This window comes from Streptomyces sp. NPDC093071, from assembly GCF_044754545.1.
Classification (GTDB): Bacteria; Actinomycetota; Actinomycetes; order Streptomycetales; family Streptomycetaceae; genus Streptomyces.
The window spans coordinates 1-21,575 of record NZ_JBIVPH010000016.1 but is presented as its reverse complement, the minus strand read 5'-3'; the positions used below and the strand labels follow the sequence as shown (position 1 = coordinate 21,575).

The 21,575-nt window shown below is 73.9% G+C and carries 18 protein-coding genes; 9 read left to right on the top strand and 9 right to left on the bottom strand.

Translation table 11 applies throughout. The features are described 5' to 3' along the window. Window positions 1-58: 58 nt before the first annotated feature. Window positions 59-427, bottom strand: coding sequence for a hypothetical protein (locus tag ACIQD7_RS33285; protein ID WP_402446901.1), 369 nt, complete (start codon window positions 425-427; stop codon window positions 59-61). Between the two features lie 436 nt (window positions 428-863). Between ACIQD7_RS33285 and ACIQD7_RS33280 the strand changes: the two genes are divergently transcribed. The 4 genes from ACIQD7_RS33280 to ACIQD7_RS33265 are packed head-to-tail and all read left to right on the top strand — an operon-like array spanning window position 864 to window position 5,340. Further along, window positions 864-3,884: a nitrate- and nitrite sensing domain-containing protein gene (locus ACIQD7_RS33280; RefSeq protein WP_402446899.1), complete on the top strand. Its 3,021-nt coding sequence runs from the start codon at window positions 864-866 to the stop codon at window positions 3,882-3,884. Beyond that, window positions 3,881-4,318, top strand: a complete 438-nt coding sequence (locus tag ACIQD7_RS33275; RefSeq protein WP_121833550.1) for a roadblock/LC7 domain-containing protein — start codon at window positions 3,881-3,883, stop codon at window positions 4,316-4,318. Before ACIQD7_RS33280 ends, ACIQD7_RS33275 begins: the two co-directional genes overlap by 4 nt. 10 nt (window positions 4,319-4,328) lie before the next feature. Beyond that, window positions 4,329-4,754, top strand: coding sequence for a DUF742 domain-containing protein (locus ACIQD7_RS33270; protein WP_121833551.1), 426 nt, complete (start codon window positions 4,329-4,331; stop codon window positions 4,752-4,754). Beyond that, on the top strand, window positions 4,735-5,340 hold the full coding sequence (locus ACIQD7_RS33265) for an ATP/GTP-binding protein (RefSeq protein WP_121833552.1): 606 nt from the start codon (window positions 4,735-4,737) through the stop codon (window positions 5,338-5,340). Before ACIQD7_RS33270 ends, ACIQD7_RS33265 begins: the two co-directional genes overlap by 20 nt. Before the next feature lie 44 nt (window positions 5,341-5,384). On the opposite strand, the gene ACIQD7_RS33260 is transcribed toward ACIQD7_RS33265, so the two are convergent. Beyond that, a complete protein-coding gene (locus tag ACIQD7_RS33260; RefSeq protein ID WP_402446894.1) occupies window positions 5,385-6,188 on the bottom strand; it encodes a M15 family metallopeptidase in 804 nt (267 codons plus the stop codon). A 118-nt stretch (window positions 6,189-6,306) separates the two neighbouring features. Between ACIQD7_RS33260 and ACIQD7_RS33255 the strand changes: the two genes are divergently transcribed. Next, a complete protein-coding gene (locus ACIQD7_RS33255; RefSeq protein ID WP_399759077.1) occupies window positions 6,307-6,807 on the top strand; it encodes an NUDIX domain-containing protein in 501 nt (166 codons plus the stop codon). 24 nt (window positions 6,808-6,831) lie between these two features. Here the strand turns inward: ACIQD7_RS33255 and ACIQD7_RS33250 are convergent, their stop codons facing one another. After that, window positions 6,832-9,108, bottom strand: coding sequence for a glycoside hydrolase family 31 protein (locus tag ACIQD7_RS33250; protein WP_402446892.1), 2,277 nt, complete (start codon window positions 9,106-9,108; stop codon window positions 6,832-6,834). Window positions 9,109-9,322: 214 nt separating this feature from the next. Here ACIQD7_RS33250 and ACIQD7_RS33245 point away from each other — a divergent pair, with 214 nt between their 5' ends. Continuing rightward, on the top strand, window positions 9,323-11,293 hold the full coding sequence (locus ACIQD7_RS33245) for an acetoacetate--CoA ligase (RefSeq protein ID WP_402446890.1): 1,971 nt from the start codon (window positions 9,323-9,325) through the stop codon (window positions 11,291-11,293). Window positions 11,294-11,347: 54 nt separating this feature from the next. Here ACIQD7_RS33245 and ACIQD7_RS33240 read toward each other — a convergent pair whose 3' ends face one another. After that, window positions 11,348-12,463: a CU044_5270 family protein gene (locus ACIQD7_RS33240; protein WP_402446889.1), complete on the bottom strand. Its 1,116-nt coding sequence runs from the start codon at window positions 12,461-12,463 to the stop codon at window positions 11,348-11,350. 2 nt (window positions 12,464-12,465) lie between these two features. Next, on the bottom strand, window positions 12,466-13,224 hold the full coding sequence (locus tag ACIQD7_RS33235; protein ID WP_402446886.1) for an RNA polymerase sigma factor: 759 nt from the start codon (window positions 13,222-13,224) through the stop codon (window positions 12,466-12,468). A gap of 122 nt (window positions 13,225-13,346) precedes the next feature. On the opposite strand from ACIQD7_RS33235, the gene ACIQD7_RS33230 reads away from it, so the two are divergent. Further along, window positions 13,347-14,999 (top strand): serine protease, encoded by a 1,653-nt coding sequence (locus tag ACIQD7_RS33230; protein ID WP_402446884.1) that lies wholly within the window; start codon window positions 13,347-13,349, stop codon window positions 14,997-14,999. A 128-nt stretch (window positions 15,000-15,127) separates the two neighbouring features. Here the strand turns inward: ACIQD7_RS33230 and ACIQD7_RS33225 are convergent, their stop codons facing one another. Next, window positions 15,128-16,447, bottom strand: a complete 1,320-nt coding sequence (locus ACIQD7_RS33225; RefSeq protein WP_402446882.1) for an aminotransferase class I/II-fold pyridoxal phosphate-dependent enzyme — start codon at window positions 16,445-16,447, stop codon at window positions 15,128-15,130. 88 nt (window positions 16,448-16,535) lie between these two features. Between ACIQD7_RS33225 and ACIQD7_RS33220 the strand changes: the two genes are divergently transcribed. Together ACIQD7_RS33220 and ACIQD7_RS33215 are read left to right on the top strand one after the other, a co-directional pair. Next, window positions 16,536-17,858: an MFS transporter gene (locus ACIQD7_RS33220; protein ID WP_402446879.1), complete on the top strand. Its 1,323-nt coding sequence runs from the start codon at window positions 16,536-16,538 to the stop codon at window positions 17,856-17,858. A 23-nt stretch (window positions 17,859-17,881) separates the two neighbouring features. After that, complete coding sequence (locus ACIQD7_RS33215) at window positions 17,882-18,784, top strand: hypothetical protein (protein WP_402446877.1); 903 nt, start codon at window positions 17,882-17,884, stop codon at window positions 18,782-18,784. 74 nt (window positions 18,785-18,858) lie between these two features. On the opposite strand, the gene ptsP is transcribed toward ACIQD7_RS33215, so the two are convergent. From ptsP to ACIQD7_RS33200, 3 genes are all read right to left on the bottom strand, one after another. After that, the gene (ptsP, locus tag ACIQD7_RS33210; protein ID WP_402446875.1) at window positions 18,859-20,529 is read right to left on the bottom strand and encodes a phosphoenolpyruvate--protein phosphotransferase; all 1,671 of its coding nucleotides are present in this window, start codon (window positions 20,527-20,529) and stop codon (window positions 18,859-18,861) included. Window positions 20,530-20,610: 81 nt separating this feature from the next. Beyond that, a complete protein-coding gene (locus ACIQD7_RS33205) occupies window positions 20,611-21,060 on the bottom strand; it encodes a PTS glucose transporter subunit IIA (protein WP_121833518.1) in 450 nt (149 codons plus the stop codon). A gap of 251 nt (window positions 21,061-21,311) precedes the next feature. Then, window positions 21,312-21,575 (bottom strand): hypothetical protein (locus ACIQD7_RS33200; protein WP_402446873.1); only part of this gene is annotated, 264 nt, incomplete at its 5' end.

The window sequence follows — 21,575 nt, the reverse complement described above, 5'->3', positions numbered from 1 at the left end:
ACAGAAGAACGGCCCGGCCCCTTCACACGCGAAGGGGCCGGGCCGTTCTTCCTGTTGCTCAGGCCGCCTCGGACAGCGGCACCGCGTCCGTCCGGCCCTCGTCCCGTCGCGCCCGCAGCGGCGGACGCGCCGTGCTGCTCGGCTCCGACACCACTCCGTTGCGCTGGCGCCAGACCTGACGGGTGATCCAGACGTCGAGGATGCTCCACGTCGCCACGACCGTCGAGACCACCGCCGTGATGGTGATCGGAAACGCCAGCCACGCGCCCGCGAGGCTGCAGAAGAACGCCACCACCGCCTGGATGAGGGTCACCGATGTGATCATCACGGCCCGTACGGCGGCGTCGCGCACCGGGTCGGGCATGCGACGCCGGCCCCGCTCGTCCTCCACCCACAACTGCCGCGCCGACCGCGCCTCGTGTTCCATTGTCCTGTCACTCCCCACCACTGAACGACTTCAGGGACGGCTGCCCGTTGTGAGCGCCTTTACGCGGACAGAACCCTCCCCGTACCTATTGACGCACGCCAGAGGGAAAAGGTTTCGCCCCCTCAGGGGTGAACGCGAGACCCCCTACGAGCGGAACGCACACTTCCAGCCATCTCCGCAGGCCGGCGGAGTGGCACGTCATCAGGTGTCCTGCGCCACAGTGACCGACCCCAACTCCCCGAATAACAGGACATCTCATGATCAACGCTCACTCGACAGGCTGAAAATAGCCCGGACACACCTTCGGGATGGCCGCGATGCAGTAGTAGGCTCGCGCCGCCGTTTGTTGAAACTCAAGGTTGACGCCGTGTGTTGACGCCCGACGTCACGAAGTGAAGGACCCTCGCGACGAACGGGGGCCGAGCTGGGGGAGGCCATGCGCTTTCGCGGGAAGTCCATCCGCAGGAAGATCGTGGCGTTGCTGCTCGTACCGCTCGTCTCCCTCACCGGCCTGTGGGGCTTCGCCACGGTCCTCACCGGGCGCGAGGCCGACCAGCTCCTCGACGTCGGCTACATCGTCGACAAGGTCGGCTACCCCCTGGAGGACACCGCCCGGGTCATCCAGCTCGAACGCCGCCAGTCCCTCGTCTACCTCGCCGACCCCCGGGGCTCCGACACCCTCGGCTCGCTCCAGGAGACCCGCCGCGCCACCGACCGGCAGATCGCCCGCATCCGCGCCAACGCCGCCGAACCCGGCGTCCGCGAGGAGATGCGGCCCGTCACCGCCCAGCGGCTCACCAGCCTCCTCGAAGCGCTCGACGGCCTCGAATCGCTCCGCCGCTCCGTGGAGAACCGCAGCATCGGCCGGATGCAGGCCCTCGACTTCTACAACCGGCTCGTCGACCCCTGCTACAGCTTCCTCATCACCCTCCACGCCCTCGAGAACGTGGAGATGGACAAGCAGGGCCGCGCCCTCGTCGGCGTGACCCGAGCCCGCGAACTGCTCTCCCGCGAGGACGCCCTCGTGCTCTCCGCGCTCGTCGCGGACCGCGTCACCGCGCAGGAGATCCGCGCGATATCCGACCTGATCGCCAACCGGAAGCAGTTCTACGAGGTCAACCTCGAACTCCTGCCGGCCGCCGAACGCGACCGCTTCGAGAAGTTCTGGCGCGGCCCCGAGACCCTCCCGCTGCGCACCGCCGAGAACGCCCTCGTCGAGGAGGGCCCCACCGACAACCCGCGCGCCGTCACCGCCGCCCACTGGCAGGACCGGGCCGGCCCCGTCCTCGACGTCCTCGCCCGCGAGAACACCGCCGCGGGCGACCGCTACCAGGAACGCGTCCAGCCCGCCGCGTACAGCGTCCTCCTCAAGGTCGGCGTCGCCGGCGTCCTCGGCTTCCTCGCCCTGCTCGCCTCGATCGTCATCTCCGTCCGCATCGGCCGCGATCTCGTCCGCGACCTGCGCCGCCTCCAGAAGGAGGCCCAGGAGGTCTCCGGGGTCCGACTGCCCAGCGTCATGCGCAGGCTCGCCGCCGGTGAACAGGTCGACGTCACCACCGAAGTCCCCCACCTGCGGTACGGGGAGGACGAGGTCGGCCAGGTCGGCCAGGCCCTCAACACCCTCCAGCGCGCCGCCGTCGAGGCCGCCGTCAAGCAGGCGGAGTTGCGCCGCGGCGTCTCCGAGGTGTTCGTCAACCTCGCCCGCCGCAACCAGGTCCTGCTCCACCGCCAGCTCACCCTCCTCGACACCATGGAGCGGCGTACGGAGGACACCGACGAGCTGGCCGACCTCTTCCGGCTCGACCACCTCACCACCCGTATGCGCCGGCACGCCGAGGGCCTCGTCATCCTGTCCGGCGCCGCCCCCTCCCGCCAGTGGCGCAAGCCCGTCCAGCTCATGGACGTCGTTCGCGCCGCCGTCGCCGAGGTCGAGGACTACGAGCGGATCGAGGTGCGCCGGCTGCCCCGCCTCGGCGTGGGCGGCCCCGCCGTCGCGGACCTCACCCACCTCATCGCCGAACTCCTGGAGAACGCCACGGTGTTCTCGCCGCCGCACACCGCCGTCCAGGTGCTCGGCGAGCGGGTCGCCAACGGCTTCACCCTGGAGATCCACGACCGCGGCCTCGGCATGAACCCCGACGCCCTGCTCGACGCCAACCTCCGGCTCGCCGAGACCCCCGAGTTCGAGCTCTCGGACACCGACCGTCTCGGTCTCTTCGTGGTCAGCCGCCTCGCCCAGCGCCAGAACGTCCGGGTCTCGCTCCAGACCTCCCCGTACGGGGGGACCACCGCGGTCGTCTTCATCCCGGCCGCGCTGCTCACCGACGCGCCCGAGACGGAGGGCGCCGGCTTCCGCCTGGACCGCAAGGCCTCCGGCCGCGCCGACGACGACACCGGCGCCCCGTCCGCCCGCCGCCCGGCGCTCGCCAGGGTTCCCGACGGGCCCGTCGAGCTGGAGGCCCCGCTCGACGACGACTTCGACGCGCTCCTCGACCGGTCGGCGGACATCCTCGACACCGACAGTGAGCGCGGCGGCCTCTTCAAGCCCCGGGACCGGCGCCGCACCGGCCTCGCCCCCGCGGGCGAGCAGCACGAGCAGGCCCCGGACCGGACCGCCGCGGGCCGCGACGAGGCGGACGGGCCCGACGACGGGGCCGCCCGCCGCCCCGTACCGCTGCCGCGCCGCCACACCCCGACGCTCGTCGTGGACCACGGCCGCCGCCTCGACGGCCCCGACCGCGCCCATCCGCTCCCGGGCCGCGCCCACCCGGCCCCGGACCGCCCGGCCGACGCCCCCGGCCACGACGCCCGCCGCCCCACCCCGGGCCCCACCCTCGTCCCGGTCCGCCCTACGGGCCCCGCGCGCCCGGAGACCCCTACGGGCCCCGCGCGCCCGGAGACCCCTACGGGTTCCGCGCGCCCTGAGGGCCAGGCGCGTCCGGGAAGCCCCGTACAGCCGGAAGGCCTCGTACGCCCCGGGGGCTCCGCGCGCCCGGAAGGCCCCGTACGCCCCGAGGGCTTCGCCCGCCCGGGAAGCCCCGCCCGCCCGGAGGGTCCCGTACCCCCGGAGGGCCTCGCCCCGGCGAAGAGCCCCGCGCCGCCCGCGACCGACCCGGCCCCGGTCCCGGTCCGGCCGGAGGCTCCAGCCCGGCCGGAGGCCGCCTCCCCGCAGGAGGCCCCGGCCCCGCCCGAGGCCCCCGCCCTCTTCGACGGACTGCCCCGCCGCGTCCGTCAGGCCAGCCTCGCGCCCCAGCTGCGCGAGGCCGACCGGCCGGCCCGCCGCGACGAGGGGACCCGGGCCGCACCCCAGGGCCCGGACTCCTTCGAGCGCGACGCCGAGGAGGTGCGCGCCCGGATGGCCGCCATGCAGCGCGGCTGGCAGCGCGGGCGGGGGCACACCACCGACCCTGACGAACCGACAGCACCAGGAACGACACCCGAGGGGGACGGTCGATGACCGCACCGAACGCCGCAGCACCCAGCACGACCTCCGGAAACGGCGAACTGAACTGGCTCCTCGACGAGCTCGTCCAGCGCGTCGGCTCCATCCGGAAGGCCCTGGTGCTCTCCGGCGACGGCCTTCCCACCGGTGCCTCCCAGGACCTGACCCGGGAGGACGGCGAGCACCTGGCCGCCGTCGCCTCCGGCTTCCACAGCCTCGCCAAGGGCGTCGGCCGTCACTTCGAGGCGGGCAAGGTGCGCCAGACGGTCGTCGAGCTGGAGGACGCCTTCCTCTTCGTCACGGCCGCCGGCGACGGCAGCTGCCTGGCGGTGCTCGCGGACGCCGACTCCGACGTCGGCCAGGTCGCCTACGAGATGACGCTGATGGTGAAGCGGGTCGGGGCCCACCTCGCGACGGCCCCCCGGACCGGACTGCCCTCGGGAGGGTGAGTGGGACGGCATGAGTGACGAAGCCGAGCGGAACCGGACCGAGGAGGGGCGCACCCCGCGCCCCCACCACTGGTTCGACGACGAGGCCGGACCGGTGGTCCGTCCGTACGCGATGACCCGTGGCCGGACGAGCGCCGCCACCCGCCACCGGCTCGACCTGATCGCGCTGGTCGTCCCCGAACCCGCCGCCGAAGACCCCGGCCGGGACCAGACGCTCTCCCCGGAACACGTGGAGATCGTCGAACGCTGCTCCGAGCAGCCCCAGTCGATCGCCGAGCTCGCCGCCGGACTCGACCTCCCCGTAGGGGTGGTCAGGGTCCTCGTCGGCGACCTCGTCGAGGACGAACTCGTCCACGTGACCCGCCCCGTTCCGCCGGCCGAGCTGCCGGACGTGAACATCCTCCGCGAGGTGATCAATGGCCTTCGGGCGCTCTAGCCGCACCAAGCCCTTCGTCGAACCGGTGACCCTGAAGATCCTCGTCGCCGGCGGGTTCGGGGTCGGCAAGACGACCCTGGTCGGCGCGGTCAGCGAGATCAGGCCCCTGCGGACCGAGGAGATCCTCAGCGAGGCGGGCCGTCCCGTCGACGACCTGCACGGCGTCGAGTCCAAGACGACCACCACGGTCGCCATGGACTTCGGCCGGATCACCCTGCGCGAGGACCTCGTCCTGTACCTGTTCGGCACGCCCGGCCAGGACCGCTTCTGGTTCCTCTGGGACGAGCTGGCCCAGGGGGCCCTGGGCGCGATCGTCCTCGCGGACACCCGCCGCCTGGAGGACAGCTTCGCGGCCATCGACTACTTCGAGCGGCGCGGCATCCCGTTCACGGTGGCCGTCAACTGCTTCGAGGGCGCCCAGCGGTTCCCCGCCGAGAGCGTGCGCGGGGCCCTCGACCTCGACCCCGAGGTCGAGCTGGTCATGTGCGACGCCCGGGACCGCGAGTCCGTGAAGAACGTCCTCGTGGCGGTCGTCGAACACGCCCTCGTCCTCGCCGACCGCACCCACGCGGCTGTCACCTCCTGACCCTCCGGTGGAGGGCCCTTTGCCGGGGCCCTCCACCGGGAGGTTCAGTGCCCGGCCACCGACCGCCACGCCACCGGGAAGTCGAAGAACGTCTCCGGGAACGGCTCCGGCGCGAACGTGAAGTGCCACCACTCCTCCGGCAGGTTCACGAACCCCTGCTCCGCGAGCACCCCCTTGAGCAGCTGCCGGTTGGCCCGCTGCACGCCCGTGATCCTCGGGTCGTCGGTGTGCGACCTCGTGTCGAAGCAGTCGTACCCGGTCCCCATGTCAACGGAGTTGTCGGGGAACCGCTCCGCCTTCGGGGCGTAGCACTCCACGAGCTCCTGCCCCGGCCGGTACGGGCGCGTGGGCCACGCCGGCAGCCGTACGACCGTCAGGTCCACCGTCGAACCCCGGCTGTGCCCGGACTTCTCCGCGATGTAACCGTCCGCGAACAGCCTCGACTTGTCGACGAGCGGATAGAACTCCTTCTTCATCCGCTCGTCCTCCAGGTCCTTGGCCCACCGCACGAAGTGGTCGACGGCCCGCTGCGGCCGGTAGCAGTCGTACACCTTCAGGGTGTAGCCCCGGGCGAGCAGCCGCACCTGCGCCCGGTGCAGCGCCTCCGCCGCCGGCCGGGTCAGGACGCACAGCGGCTGCCGGTAGCCGTCCACCGGCTCGCCGACGAAGTTGTGCGCCGTCGTGTAGCGCATCTCCTGGAGGATCGTCGGGTCCACGGAACCCAGGGCCACGAACTCCCGTGGCGCCCGGGGTTCCTGGGCGGCCGCCACCGGGGGAGCGGAGGCGGCGAACAGCCCGGCGGCAAGGGCGATGGCGAGGGTACGGAGAGCGGAAGCGAGTCCTGTCATGGGCCCCGTCTACCAGTTCCGGCAGCGCTGGGGAAGGACGATCGCATACGGTCGGACCGTGAAGGACCCGAAGGCGAAGGACCTGACGGTGAAGCACTCGACCGTGAGGGACCCGGCCGTGAAGGACTCCCACTGCTCCTCCTGCGGCGCGGCCCATCCGGCCGGCGCGGGCTGGCCCCGCACCTGCCCGGGCTGCGGCCACACCGCCTACCGCAACCCGCTGCCCGTCGCCGTCGCCCTCCTGCCCGTCACGGACGCGGACGGCACGGGACTCGTCGTCATCACCCGCACCATCGAGCCGCAGCGGGGCGGGATCGCGCTCCCCGGCGGCTTCATCGACCACGGCGAGGACTGGCACGCCGCCGTCGCCCGGGAACTGCGCGAGGAGACCGGCATCGAGGCCGCTGCCGAGGAGGTCCGCCTCGCCGACGCGCTGAGCTCCCCGGCCGGCCACCTCCTCCTCTTCGGCCTCCTCCCGCCCCGCCCGGCCGCTTCCCTGCCCGCCTCGGCACCCACGGACGAGACCAGCGGCCACCACCTGCTCAGGGCTCCGGCGGAACTGGCCTTCCCGCTCCACACGGAGGCGGTACGGAAGTGGTTCGCGGGGGAGTACGGCTGAGGCGACGGGAAGCCGGAAGGCGGCTCAGAGCCCCCGCACCCGCACCGGCAGCCCCGCCTCCGCCACCCCGTCGTCCGTCACCCGCTCCACCACCACCCGCCCGTCGACCAGCCGCGACTGGTACCGCTCGATCTCGGCCGGCTCCCAGCCGTCCCCCGTGTCCCGTACGACGAGCCCCCCGCCCGTCCGTCCGACGGCGGGCGCCCACACCTCCAGCGCCGGACCGCCCTCCTCGCCCCGCACCGGAAGCACCGCGCCCGCCCGGGCCAGGACCGGCACCCGCGACAGCGGCGCGTCGAGCAGCACCTGCCCGGGCCCCTCGTACGCCCGCCCCGTCGCCGTGTCGTACCAGCGCCCGCGCGGCAGCCGCACCGCCCGCCGGTCGGCGCCGGGCGCCAGGACCGGGGCCACGAGCAGCGAGTCACCCAGCAGGAACGCGTCCTCGCAGTCCCGCAGCGTCCGGTCCTCCGGCGTCCCCCACCACACCGGCCGGACGTACGGCGCGCCCGTCATCCGGGCGAGCCGCGCCAGGGTCGTGAAGTACGGCCGCAGCCGCTCCCGCTCGGCCAGCGCCCCGCGCGCGTACTCCAGGATTTCCGGTCCCAACTCCCACGGCTCGGGACCGGTCCCCGCGCGCGTACGGAACAACGGGAGCCAGGCCGCCAGCTGGTACCGGCGCAGGAACAGCTCCGGCGATCCCCCCGCGTCGGGGCCGGAACCGGAGCCCGGTCCGGAACCCTCCACGTCCGGCCCCGAGTACGGCACCCCGCACAGACCGAGCCCCAAGACCAGGGAGAGCGAGCCCCGCAGCCCCGGCCACCCGGCCGGCACCTCGCCCACCCAGGTGCCCCCGTACCGCTGTACGCCCGCCCATCCCGAGCGCGACAGCAGGAAGGGCCGCTCGTCGGGCCGCAGCTGGCGCAGCCCCTCGTATCCGGCCCGGGCCATCGCCAGGCCGTACACGCCGTTCGTCTCCCGGCGATCGCCGTCGTGCACCCGGTTCCCGGGCTCCGCCCGCACCGCCGGATCCACGGCGGCCACCAGCCGCACGTCCTCCTTCCGCAGCTCCTCCGCGAGTCCGGACAGACCGTTCGAATGCCCGGCACCCGGATGCCCGGCGTGCAGGTGTACGGCGTCCAGGTGTACGGCGGACAGCGGAAGCCCGTGCTTCCGGTACGCGTCCACCGCCTCCCGCACCTCCGCCGCGCCCCCGGAGCCCTCGCGCGCGTGCTGCGGGCCCAGCGCCCAGGACGGCGGGAGCGCGGGCGCGCCCGTGAGCGCCGCCCAGCCATGCAGCACGCGCGCGGGGGTGCCGACCACCACCCAGCAGCGCAGCGGACCGCCCGCCATCCGGACCTCGCAGGTCCCGGGCCGGTCGTGCCCGGACCCGGCCCCCTCCTCGCCCTCGGAGAGGGTGACCCGGCCGTCCCAGGAGGTGTCGTGGAACACCAGGTGCGTACCGGCGTCCGAGACGATGAACTGCACAGGCATGGCGAGGTGCGACGGAACGTCTCCGGAACCCGACCGGGAGCCGGATCCTGATCCGGCCCCGAGCCTTGATCCGGCCCCAAGCCTTGATTCGGCCCCGAGCCCCGACCCCGACCTCGACCCGGACCAGAGCCCCGACCCCGGCCCGAGCCCGGCCCCCCTCCCCGAAGCCGTGCTCCGCAACCGGTACGAGCCGTCCCGCAGCCGCAGTCCCCCCGACCGCCCGCCGAGCCCGAAGAACCGCGCGTCGGCCGGCACCTCGCTCCGCTGCACCCAGCGCGCGGTCCCGGGGGCGTCTCCGGACCCGGAGGGAGCCGCGACCCCGGAAGGACCCGCGCCCCCGGACGTCTCCACCGGCTCCCACCACCGCGGCGGCAGGTCCCGCCGGAGCAGCAGTCCGCCCGGCGTCCGGACCTCCACCGCCCCGTGCCGGGAGACCGCCACCGTCACCCGCTCCGACACGATCCGCCACCCGCCGTCCGTGTCCGGCTCCAGGGCCGCCCGGGGATCCGCCTCGGGCGCCTCACCGGCCAGCGCGTACGAGGGCAGCGGCCCGGCCCCGTCCCACCCCCAGAACACCGTGCCGCCCGCCGACACGCACACCCGCAGCGAGGACCGCGCGAACCGGACCGTCCCCCCGCCCGGCGCGGACTCCGCCGCCTCCGCGAGCCCCGGCACCCGGGCCCGCTCCGCCCCCCTCGGCGGCGTCCCCCACGCGTCCGTCCGACGCTGCCGCCACGCCGACCGCACCGTTCGCAAGCCCTCCACAGAACCGAACACCTTCATCGAACGCAGCAGTTCACGACCGTCCATGCGGCTCACCCTGCCACCCGCGAAAGCCGTCACAAGCCGCGTTCAACTGCCGTTCACCCGTGGTGGGAGCACATATTCAACTACCGGACCATGGGCGGGCAGCCCTGGTGCGAAAGACGATCACATGGCATCGTCCTGTCAGCCGCGTCGCGCGCACACCCCAGCACGTGCGCGGGACACACGCAGACCCCGCGTACAGCCAGGGAGCCGCCCCATGACATCAGCGCAGACCGAGCCGCTCTGGCAGCCGGACGAGGAACGCATCGCCACGGCCGCCGTCACCCGTTTCCAGTCCTGGGCGGCCGAACGCCACGGCGCCCCGGCCGAGGGCGGGTACCCGGCGCTCCACCGCTGGTCCGTCGAGGAGCTCGAAGCGTTCTGGCAGGCGATCGTCGAGTGGTTCGACATCCGCTTCTCCACCCCGTACGAGCGCGTCCTCGGCGACCGCTCCATGCCCGGCGCCGACTGGTTCCCGGGCGCCACCCTCAACTACGCCGAGCACGCCCTGCGCGCCGCCGACGAGCGCCCCCACGACACGGCCCTGCTCCATGTGGACGAGACACATGAGCCGGCCCCGATGACCTGGGGCGAGCTCCGCCGCCAGGTCGGCTCCCTCGCCGCCGAGCTGCGCGCCCTCGGCGTACGCCCCGGCGACCGGGTCAGCGGCTACCTGCCCAACGTCCCGCAGTCCGTCGTGGCCCTCCTCGCCACCGCCGCCGTCGGCGGCGTGTGGACCTCCTGCGCCCCCGACTTCGGCGCCCGCAGCGTCCTCGACCGCTTCCAGCAGGTCGAACCGGTCGTCCTCTTCACCGTCGACGGCTACCGCTACGGCGGCAAGGAGCACGACCGCCGCGACACCGTGGCCGAACTGCGCGCCGAGCTCCCGACCCTCCGCGCCGTCGTCCACATCCCGCTCCTCGGCACCCCGGCCCCCGAGGGCACCCTCGCCTGGGACGACCTGGTCGCCGCCGACACCGAGCCGGTCTACGAGCAGGTCCCCTTCTCCCACCCGCTGTGGGTCCTGTACTCCTCCGGCACCACCGGCCTGCCCAAGGCGATCGTCCAGTCCCAGGGCGGCATCCTCGTCGAGCACGTCAAGCAGCTGGGCCTGCACTGCGACCTCGGCCCGGAGGACGTGTTCTTCTGGTACACCTCCACCGGCTGGATGATGTGGAACTTCCTCGTCTCCGGCCTGCTCACCGGAACGACGATCGTCCTGTACGACGGAAGCCCGGGCTACCCCGACACCGCCGCCCAGTGGCGCGTCGCCGAACGCACCCGCGCCACCCTGTACGGCACCTCCGCCGCGTACGTGATGGCCTGCGCCAAGGCGGACGTGCACCCCGGCCGGGACTTCGACCTCTCGGCCGTGCGGTGCGTCGCCACCACCGGCTCCCCGCTGCCCCCCGACGGCTTCCGCTGGCTCCACGACGAGGTCCGCGAGAACCTCTGGATCGCCTCCGTCAGCGGCGGCACGGACGTCTGCTCCTGCTTCGCCGGAGCCGTCCCCACCCTCCCCGTCCACATCGGCGAGCTCCAGGCGGCGGGCCTCGGCACCGACCTCCAGTCCTGGGACCCCTCCGGCAAGCCCGTCGTCGGCGAGGTCGGCGAGCTCGTCGTCACCAACCCGATGCCGTCCATGCCGATCCACTTCTGGAACGACCCCGACGGCAGCCGCTACCGGGACAGCTACTTCGAGATGTTCCCGGGCGTGTGGCGCCACGGCGACTGGATCACGATCACCGACCACGGCTCGGTCGTCATCCACGGCCGCTCCGACTCCACCCTCAACCGGCAGGGCGTCCGGATGGGGAGCGCCGATATCTACGAGGCCGTCGAGCGCCTCCCGGAGATCCGCGAATCCCTCGTCATCGGCCTGGAGGAGCCGGACGGCGGCTACTGGATGCCGCTCTTCGTCCACCTCGTGGAGGGCGTCACCCTCGACGAGGAGCTGATCGCCCGCATCAAGCGGACCATCCGCTCCGAACTCTCCCCGCGCCACGTCCCCGACGAGATCATCGAGGTCCCCGGCGTCCCGCACACCCTCACCGGCAAGCGCATCGAGGTCCCGGTCAAGCGCCTCCTCCAGGGCACCCCGCTCGCCAAGGCCGTCAACGCCGGCTCGGTCGACGACCTCGGCCTCCTCCACTTCTACGAGACCCTGGCCGCCAACCGCCGCGCCTAGACCCGCGAACGCCCCGGGCCCCGATCTCCACGGATCGGGGCCCGAGGCGCTCCCCTACGCCCTCGGCGGCTCACCGGGCGCGGAGGCGGCCCCCTTCACGAGCACCGCCGACACCCCGAGGACGGTCCCCGCCCGCCCTGCCTGGGTGGACTCGACGAGGACGGTGCGCTCCCCGAGGAACGCCGACGTCGTACGGTCGAAGATCCACTGCGTCTGCTCGCCGTGGGCGGCACGGGCCACGGCGACGCCCTCGCGCCCGGCCGCGTCGGTCGCGGACGGCAGCACGGTCACGCCGGGGATCAGGGCCGCGGCCCGGTACAGCGCGGCGGTGACCTCCGGGGGAGCCCAGGTCTCCGCGAGCAGCGTCCCGATCGCGGTGAACGCCCGCTGGTCGGCATCGCTCCCGGAGCCCCCAGAACCCCCGGAGCCCCCGGATGCCCCGGCCCCCCGGGTCTGCTCCCGTACCAGCCGCAACAGTGCCTCCGGCTCCGTGGGAAGCGCCGCCACGTACGCGTGCGTCGGGCGGGTGACGGACGGCGGTTCCGCCCCCAGCGTGCTCTTCCGGGGCTCGGCCCCGGGGCCGTCCAGCTCGTACACGGGCCCCGGGGACCCGAGCGGGGTGTCGGCGGCCCCCGCCTCGCGCAGCAGACCGGGACGGCTGCCGTCGGCCGAGAGCCACACCTCGCGCGCGCGTGCGGGCGGCAGCACGGCGGGACCACCGGCCGCGTCCCGCCCCGCGTACGCGACGAGGCTCTTCACGTAGACGTACTCCCCGGGCCGCACCTCCGGCGCGGGCGCGGCGGCCGCCGCGAGCGCCGCGCCGGACAGGAACCGTACGGCGTCGGACGGGCCCGGCTGCCCGGCCGAGACCCGGCCCGGCGGCCCGGCCGGCCCCTCCCCGGGCGCGACCACGACGACACCGGCGACGACCACGCAGGCCGCCACCGGCACGGCGAGCAGGCCGACCGGGATTTTCCTCCGGCGCGGCCGGACGGCCGGACCGCCGTCCCCGGCGGCCAGGGCGGACCGCAGCACGGCGTGCCGCAGGTCGAGGTTCCGCTCCGGCGTCAGCTCGGGCACCGGCGGCGGGGGCAGCAACTCGGCGAGCTCGGCCCGCAGGAGCGCGTCGGCGTCGGCACCGCGCGGCGGACGGGGGGTGAAGGCGTTCATGCCTACTTCTCCGGATTCGATCGGGACGAGAGAGGACCTGCCGCCCGCACGGCCGGCGGTACGGACAGCCGCTCGGGTACGGGGAGGGGCGCGGGTTCGGGCAGGGGTACGGACACGGGCGCGGGGTCGGGTGCGGGCGCGGGTGCGTGCGCGGGTTTGGGCGCGGCTGCACGCCCGCCGCCCCCCGCCCGGACCGCGACGGCGGCGGACCGCTCCCGCCGCCGCGCCGCCCTCAGCTCGGCGTCCGCGAGCTTCCGCAGCCGTTCACGCGCGCGGGACAGCCGGGAGCGGACGGTCCCGATCGGGATGCCGAGAGCCTCGCCGGCCGCCGCGTAGTCGAGGCCGGCCCACACCACGAGCGTGAAGACCTCGCGCTCGCGCCGCCGGAGCCTGCCGAGCGCGACGCGGGCGGCCCGTATCTGCTCCCCGTCCGTCATCCGGGCGAGGACGTCGTCGGCGAAGTCCGGCAGGACACCGCGCTCGGGCAGGCGGGCTAGGGCCGCGTCCCGCCGCCGGGCCTCGCGGGCGGCGCCGCGCATGATGTTGGTCGCGATGCCGAGCAGCCACGGGCGCAGGCTCCCGCCGTCGGCGTGCACCTTCCCGCGACAGCGCCAGGCCTCAAGGAAGGCGGCGGAGACGACGTCCTCCGCGGCCGCCCGGTCCCCGCACACCCGGAACGCGTAGTGGTACAGCACGCGTGCGTGCTCGTCGTACGCCTCGCCGAGCGCCGAGGGGTCCCCGGCACGGAAACGATCTCTCATAGGTGATTCCACAACTGGCACTGGACGGCGGTTCGTCCGGGTTCCCGTGACCTGGAACACACCCCTCCGCCGCTGTGTCCCAGGTCACGGGAACGCCTCCGCCGCCACGAGCAGTGCTGAGCATGAACGATTCCTCAACACCCGGCCGCACGAAGGCACTCGACCACACGACGGCACCCGGCCGCACGACAACCCCCGCCCATAAGACGACCCCCCGCCGGACACCCCTCCGCACCCTCGCCCTCGCCGCGGTCCTCGCCGGCATGTCGCTCTCCGCGCTGCCCCCGGCCGCCGTGGCGGCGCCCCGCGCCCCGGAGACGTACGCCCTGACCATCCGTCACCTCGACCGCGCGGGCGCCGCCACCGACGCGTACCTCACCCACGTCACCGGCGTCTCGGGCCCCGGCGCGGCCGAGGAGGTCACGCCCCACGACGATTCCGGCACGGTCACCGTCCGCCTCCCCAAGGGCCGTTACCTGCTGGACTCCACCCTGTCCGGGCCCGAGGAGGGCTCCGGAACCGACTGGATCGTCCAGCCCCGCCTAGACCTGGACCGCGACACCACGGTCACCGTCGACGCCCGCACGACCGCCCCGGTGGACGTCCGCCCGCAGGACCCGGACGCCCGCTTCGTCAGCGGCCTCGGGTTCGTCGAGGTCACCCACGGCGGCACGACCCGCTCCGCGAACGTCATGGCGGGCCCCGGCCTGCGCGTCGCCCACCTCGGCCCCGACGCCGAGCCCGGCTCGGTCAAGGAGTGGTTCGACACGTACTGGGCCGGCCGGGGCAACGACTACGCCCTCGGCTACACCTTCACCTCCTCGCGCGCCCTGACCGGCCTCGTCCGGCACCCGTCCGCCGCCGCCCTCGCCACCGTCGAGATCCGCCGCGCCGCCCCGGCAGGGGAGACCGGCACCGGGTTCGTCTCGGTCCAGCCCAGCGCGGGCCCCACCGTCGGACTGGTCCAGCCCCTCCGCCCGCTCGGCACCGCGACCGTGCTCGTGACCCCCGAGCGGGGCCTGTGGAACGTCGAGTACGAGGGCCCCGCCGCCCCCGGGACGAAGCCCAACCGGTACGCGGCGAACGGGTTCGCTGTGCGCGCGGGCGCCACCACCACCCACACCTTCGACAACGCCGTCTTCGGCCCCGCCCTCGACACCGCGCCCGGCGCCCGCCCGGCGGGCGTCCGCGACGGCGCCGCCCTCTCCCTCGACGTCCCGCTGCTCGCCGACGGCGAGGGCCACGCGCCGAGCGCGCCGCGCTTCCGCGCCGCCACCACCACGCTCCACCGCGACGGGGTCCTGGTCGGCACCCGCCGGGGCGAGCCCGGCCGGGGCACGTTCACCACCACCCCGGGAGCGGCCTCGTACCGGCTGACCGCCACCGCGACCCGCGGCGGCGGCGCGTCCCCGGGCGGACGGGTCACCGCCGCCTGGACCTTCACCTCGGCCGCGACCGCCCGCCCGACCGCGCTGCCCCTCAGCACCGTCCGCTTCGCCCCGGCCCTCGCCCTCGACGGCACCACCCCGGCGGGCGCCGGGGTCCGCGTCCCGGTGACCGTCCAGGGCGCGGCGGCCGGTTCCGGCGTCCGCTCCCTGACCGTGTCGGTGTCGACCGACGACGGCGCCACCTGGACCCGCGTCCCCGTCGTCGACGGCCGGGCCGTCTACCGCGACCCCGCCCCGGGACGGTCCGTCTCGCTCCGCGCCGAACTCACCGACACCAAGGGCAACACCCTCACCCAGACCCTGACGGACGCGTACCGGACCCGCTGAACGACCGGCGACCCGAAGCCCGACCACCCGTGCCGGAACGCTCCGGGGAGGCCCGCCCTCCCCGGAGCGTTCCCGTTCCGACCCCGTACGCCGTCGACCCCCGTCAGCCGTTCAACCCCCGTACGCCGTCAACCCCCGTACGTCGCCTGCCCGTCGCCCAGCACCTCCGCGAAGTCCGCCGCGAGCCGCACCGCGTCGGTGGGCGCGAGCGTCGCCGTCGTGATCCGCACCGCGGGCGGGGACGCGATCCGGAAGCGTGCCCCCGCGGCGACCCACCAGCCGCGCGTCCGCAGCCCGTTGACCACGTCCGACTCGCCCCGCACCGGCACCCACACGTTCAGCCCGCTCGCCCCCACCGCCCGGATCCGGTGCGCGCCGAGCGCGTCGATCAGCGCCGTGCGCCGCTCCGCGTACGCCTCCTCGCCCGCCGCCACGAGCGCGCGCACGGCCCCGTCGGTGAACAGGTCGACCACGGTCTCCTGGAGCACGTGACTGACCCAGCCCGAGGTCATCAGCATCCGTCCGTCGTGCCGCGCGAGGGTCACCGCGTCGCACGCCACCCCGGCCCACCGCAGGTCGATCCCGAGGTGCTTCGACACCGTCCGCACCTGCGCCCACCGGTCGAGCCCGGCCGCCCCGAGCGTGTACGCGGCGGCCCCGCCCACCTCCGCGTTGTGGTCGTCCTCGACGACCAGCACCTCGGGGAACTCCCGCAGCACCTCCACCAGTTCGTCCCGCCGCGACCGGGTGAAGAACGCCCCGGTCGGACACTGGCCCCGGGGACTGCACACCACCGCGCGCACCCCGCCCCGCAGCGCCGCCCGCAGTGACTCCGGCACGAGCCCCTCGCCGTCCACCGTCACCGGCACCGTCCGCAGCCCGAGCGCGGGCACCAGGTCGAGCAGGTGGTGGAAGCCCGGATCCTCCACGGCCACGGCGTCCCCGGGCCGCAGTTCCGTCGAGAGCAGCCGCGCGATGCAGTCGAGCGCGCCGTGCGCGAACGTCACGTGCCGCCCGGACACCCCGTCCCGCCCGAACCACGTCCTGGTCAGCTCTTCGAGCGCCGCGAGACGGGGCGCGGCGCGATGCGAGCCGTACGCGGGGGTGACGGCGGACGGCGGACGCAGTACGGGGAGGAACTCCGGGTCCGGATGCCCGCCGGCGAGGTCCACCAGACCGTCCGGCACGCGCGGCGGGCGCCGGGAGGCCACCGCGGGCGCCTCGGCCACCACGGTCCCGCCCCGGCCCCGGGTGAGGACCAGGCCCCGCCGCCGCAACTCCTTGTAGGCCGTGGCGACGGTCCCCGGACTCACCCCCAGCTCGTCCGCGAGCCGCCGCACCGGCGGCAGGGCGTCCCCCGGGGCGAGCCCGCCCTCGGTCACGCCCCGCTCCACGGACGCGGCAATCCCCTTGGCCGTCGTCCCCTCGATCGCATATTGTGCTGCCACGTAATCAAGTATGTATCAATACAAAGAAGAGCGCAAGGCGTCCCCGGTACGGAACGCGACCGGAGGCGCCCCGCGCACAGGGGGACCCATGAGCCGCACCGCCCGCCCCGCCCGAACACCCCACGAAGAACGCGCACCCCGCAGAAACCGCACCCCCCTCAAGGACCGCGTCCCCGGCGGGCCCGACGGCCGCCGCATGATCCTCATCGGCTTCATCGACAAGTGCGGCACCGGCCTCTGGTCCACCGCCATGGCCCTCTACTTCACCTACGTCACCGGACTCGGCCTCGGCCAGGTCGGCCTCCTCATCGCCCTGTCCGGCGCCGCGGGCATCGCCGGCGCACCCCTCGGCGGACGCCTCGCCGACCGCTTCCTCCTCGTCCGCGTCATCGTCTGCGCCCAACTCCTGCGCGCCGCCGCCCTCCTCGCCCTCCTCACCACCGACCACTACCTCCTCCTGGTCCTCTTCTCCGCCGCCGGAGCCCTTCCCGACCGCGCCACCAACGTCCTCACCAAGCTCTACGCCGCCCGCGTCGCCGGCCCCGACCGCGTCCGCTACCAGGCCATCAACCGCACCACCTCCAACCTCGGCTGGACCGTCGGCGGCCTCGGCGCCGCCGCCGCGCTCGCCGTCGGCTCCACCACCGCCTTCCAGCTCCTGCTCGTCGGCGACGCCCTCTCCTATCTCGTGATGGCCGCCCTCACCCTCCGCTGCGCCGAACCCCCCTCCCCGGCCGCCTCCCGCATCGCCGCCTCCTCCGCCGACCCCGCCCCCACAGCCAAGCCCTCCAACCCCTGGCGCGACCGGGGCTTCCTCTCCTTCACCGCGGGGGAGGCTGTCTTCTTCCTCCACGACTCGATCCTCCAGGTCGCCCTGCCGCTCTGGATCGTCCACGCCACCGACGCCCCCGCCGGCCTCGCCCCGCTCCTCCTGGTCGTCAACAGCGTCCTCGTCGTGCTCTTCCAGGTCCCGCTCTCCCGCTTCGGCGCCACCACCGAGGCCGCCCGCCGCCTGTTCCTCCCGCTCGCCGTCCTCTTCGCCGCCGGCACGCTCGCCGTCGGCGCCTCCGCCCTCGGCGGCCGCACCCTGGCCATCGGCGCCCTGATCACCGCGGCCGTCGTCCTCACCTTCGCCGAGATGATCCACACCCTCGCCTCCTGGGAACTCTCCGTCGCCCTCGCCCCCGACGACGCTCAGGGCGCCTACCTCGGAGTCCACGGCCTCGCCCAGTCCACCCAGCGCTTCGCGGGCCCCCTCCTCATAACCGGCCTCGTCTCCGCCGGTCCCTTCGCCTGGCCCGTCCTCGGCGCCGCCCTCGTCGCCACCACCGCCACCCAGAACCGCCTCGTCCGCCGACGCCTCTCCGAATCGTCACTGTCAGTGGCGAAGGTTACGGTGAGTGAGCATTGATCGCACCGTCACCAGGGGGAGACATGACACGGACCACAACCGACCCGACGAACCTCCGCCGCGCCCTGCGCCGCGAGATCCCCAGCACCGTCGCACTCCTCGCCGACGAACAGGACTTCGCGGCCATGCGCCGGTACCGCACGTTCCTCTTCGACGACCACACCGCCTACCTGCGCCAGATCGAAGGACTCCTCAAGACCCTCGCCCGCCAGGGCGGCCACACCACCGTCGCCCTCTTCGACCCCGAGGAGTACGCGGCCTGGTGCGCCGAGACCGCCACCGACCCCGACCTGCCCGCGAGCCGCAGCCGCTTCACCGCCCACCTCGCCGCCACCGGAGCCCGCGTCACCTACACCGGACAGCCCCTCACCACCCTCCTCCCCGAACTCGTCGACACCGCCGTCCGCCAGGCCACCTGGGAGTACGCCACCACCGTCCTCGCCACCGCCGGCGACTGCGCGACCTGCGGCAAGGACATCGGCAAAGCCGCCTACGAGCGGGCCGCCCGCCTGCTCGTCCGCCTCCTCGCGGCCGCCGGCCCCGGCACCCACCACCTCGTCTGCAGCGTCCCCGCCGCCGACGACCAACTCCTCGCCGTCCTCCACACCGAAGGCACCGCACTACCCGAGGACGCTCCCGGCACCGGATTCGCCGCCGAGTTCACCGCCGTCCTCGCCGCGGGCATCGCCCTCTCCGCCCCCGGCGGACTCGTCCTGCGCACCAGCGCCCCCGACACCCCCGACCGCCTCCACGGCTGGCGCCTCACCGACGGCACCCTGACCCCGCTCACCGAGGCCGAGGTCTTCTCCGCCTACTGCACCGACGCCCGCACGGGAGAACCCCTCTCCCCGGAACCGGGCGTCGAGTACCGCGCCGGCTTCCCCCTCGCCCCCGGACCCGACGACGACCGGACCACCCACCACTGACCCCGCACACGACGAAGGGGCTCCCCGCCACCTCCGTGACGGAAAGCCCCTTCGTCCTCACTCGCCTCCGGGAATCACTCCCCGGACAGCACCGCCTGCGCGGCCAGCCGCGCCTCGTGCGCGGTGTCCGCGGCCCGCGCCGCGGCAGCGGCCCGCTCGCACTGCGCCAGCGTGTACTTGGCCAGCGTCGCCCGCACGTACGGAATCGACGCCGCACCCATGGAGAGGGAGGTGACGCCCAGACCCGTCAGCACACACGCGAGCAGCGGATCCGAAGCGGCCTCGCCACAGACGCCACAGCTCTTGCCCTCGGCCTTGGCCGCCTCGGCGGACAGCGCCACCAGGTCGAGCAGCGCCGGCTGCCACGGGTCCTGGAGCCGGGACACCGCACCGACCTGACGGTCGGCCGCGAAGGTGTACTGCGCCAGGTCGTTGGTGCCCAGCGACAGGAACTCGACCTCCTGGAGGATCGAGCGTGCCCGCAGCGCGGCCGACGGAATCTCGACCATCGCACCGAACTTCGCCCGCAGCCCCGCCTCACGGCAGGCGTCCGCGAACGCCTTCGCGTCCGTACGGTCGGCCACCATCGGCGCCATGACCTCGAGGTACACCGGCAGCCCCTCGGCCGCCCTCGCCAGCGCGGACAGCTGCGTCCGCAGCACCTCCGGGTGGTCGAGCAGCGACCGCAGACCCCGCACGCCCAGCGCCGGGTTCGGCTCGTCCGCCGGCGTCAGGAAGTCCAGCGGCTTGTCGGCGCCCGCGTCGAGCACCCGCACGACCACGCGCCCCTCGGGGAACGCCTCCAGGACCTGACGGTAGGCCTCGACCTGCTTCTCCTCGGACGGCGCCTGCTTGCTGTCGTCCAGGAAGAGGAACTCCGTACGGAACAGACCGACGCCCTCCGCACCGGCCTCCACCGCCGCCGGCACGTCCGCCGGACCGCCGACGTTGGCCAGCAGCGGCACCTTGTGCCCGTCCGAGGTCGCGCCCGGCCCGGTCGACGTGGCCAGCGCGGCCCTGCGCTCGGCGGCGGCCTTCGTCAGCTCCGCCTTCTTCTCCTCGCTCGGGTCCACGAAGAGCTCACCGGTGGAACCGTCGACCGCGATGAGCGTGCCCTCGGCCAGCTCGCCCGCGCCCGGCAGCGCCACGATGGCCGGCACGCCCAGGGCCCGCGCGAGGATCGCGCTGTGGCTGGTCGGCCCGCCCTCCTCGGTCACGAACCCGAGCACCAGCGCCGGGTCGAGCAGCGCCGTGTCGGCGGGCGCCAGGTCCCGCGCGATCAGCACGTACGGCTCGTCGCTGTCCGGCACGCCCGGCATCGGCACGCCGAGCAGCCGCGCCACGATCCGGTTCCGCACGTCGTCCAGGTCGGCGACCCGGCCCGCCATGTACTCGCCGGCCCCGGCGAGCAGCTCGCGGTAGTGCGAGAAGGCGTCGTAGATGCCGCGCTCGGCCGTACTGCCGACCGCGATCCGGCGGTCCACGTCGGCGATGAGCTCCGGGTCCTGGGCGATCATCGCCTGGGCCTCCAGCACCGCCTGGGCCTCGCCACCGGCCAGATTGCCCCGGGCGTTCAGATCGGCGGCCACCGCCTCCACGGCCTGACGGGCACGCCCCTGTTCGCGCTCCGCCTCCTCGGCCGGAATCGACTTGGCCGGCGGCTCCAGAACCGCGGTGCCCATGTGCCGGACCTCGCCGATCGCCACTCCGTGGCTGACGCCGACGCCTCGCAGCGTTGTCTCCATCTCACCCGTCTCCGATTGAGCGACGGCCCCGGCCGCCGCGTTGAATGTCGAACTCGCGGTCGTCACAGCGGACGAACCGGCTCAGTTCCAGCCGAAGAGGTGGTCGCCGGCCTTCAGGTCGCCGCTCTCGGCGACGTCGAAGAGCGACTCCGCACCGGCCTCCAGGGCCACGACGGGAGAGATGGGGGACTTGCCGGCCGCCTCGACGGCGGCGGGGTTCCAGCGCACGACGGCCTGTCCGCGCGTCACGGTGTCACCCTTGCTGGCAAGCAGCTCGAAGCCTTCTCCATTGAGCTGGACGGTGTCGATGCCGAGGTGCGTCAGCACACCGCGTCCCTCGGAGTCGACGACGACGAAGGCGTGCGGGTGCATGGAGACGATGACCCCGTCGACGGGGGAGACGGCCTCGGAGGGCTCACGTACGGGATCGATGGCGGTACCGGGACCGACCATCGCACCGGAGAAGACCGGATCGGGAACTGCGGCGAGACCGATGGCACGGCCGGCAAGCGGCGAGGTCACGGTTGTCATGGGAAGCCTCCCAGGGGCGGAGATTGTGTGGCGCCGTCACTACCTGTCCTGGACGGCGTACTGTTCAGAAGCGTATGTCATAGGAAGTCCCGGTTCCGCCCGAGACGTACCAGTTGGACGGAGCTAGGGACCACCGGCGACGGTTTGCCTCTACTGACGGTGGGATGTACTGTCGTACTCCTGCCTGACCCCAACGCGGCTTGAGTCGCGGGTCGGCAGCACCTATCAAGCCAGATCCTAACCCCAGTGGTCTACACCTCTGCGTGCTTGCAGCGGGACGTGGTCAGGGGGACCGAGAAAGCCTGGTAATGTTTGACCCCGCCGGGAACGGAAAGCGCGAAAGCGAATTCCAGCCCCAGCAGCCCGCTCCAGCGGGTGGCAGAAACGGAAAACGGATCTGCTAAGCTGGAAACACGAAATACCGAAGGGAAAAGCCCGGAGGAAAGCCCGCGAGGGTGAGTACGAAGGAAGCGTCCGTTCCTTGAGAACTCAACAGCGTGCCAAAAATCAACGCC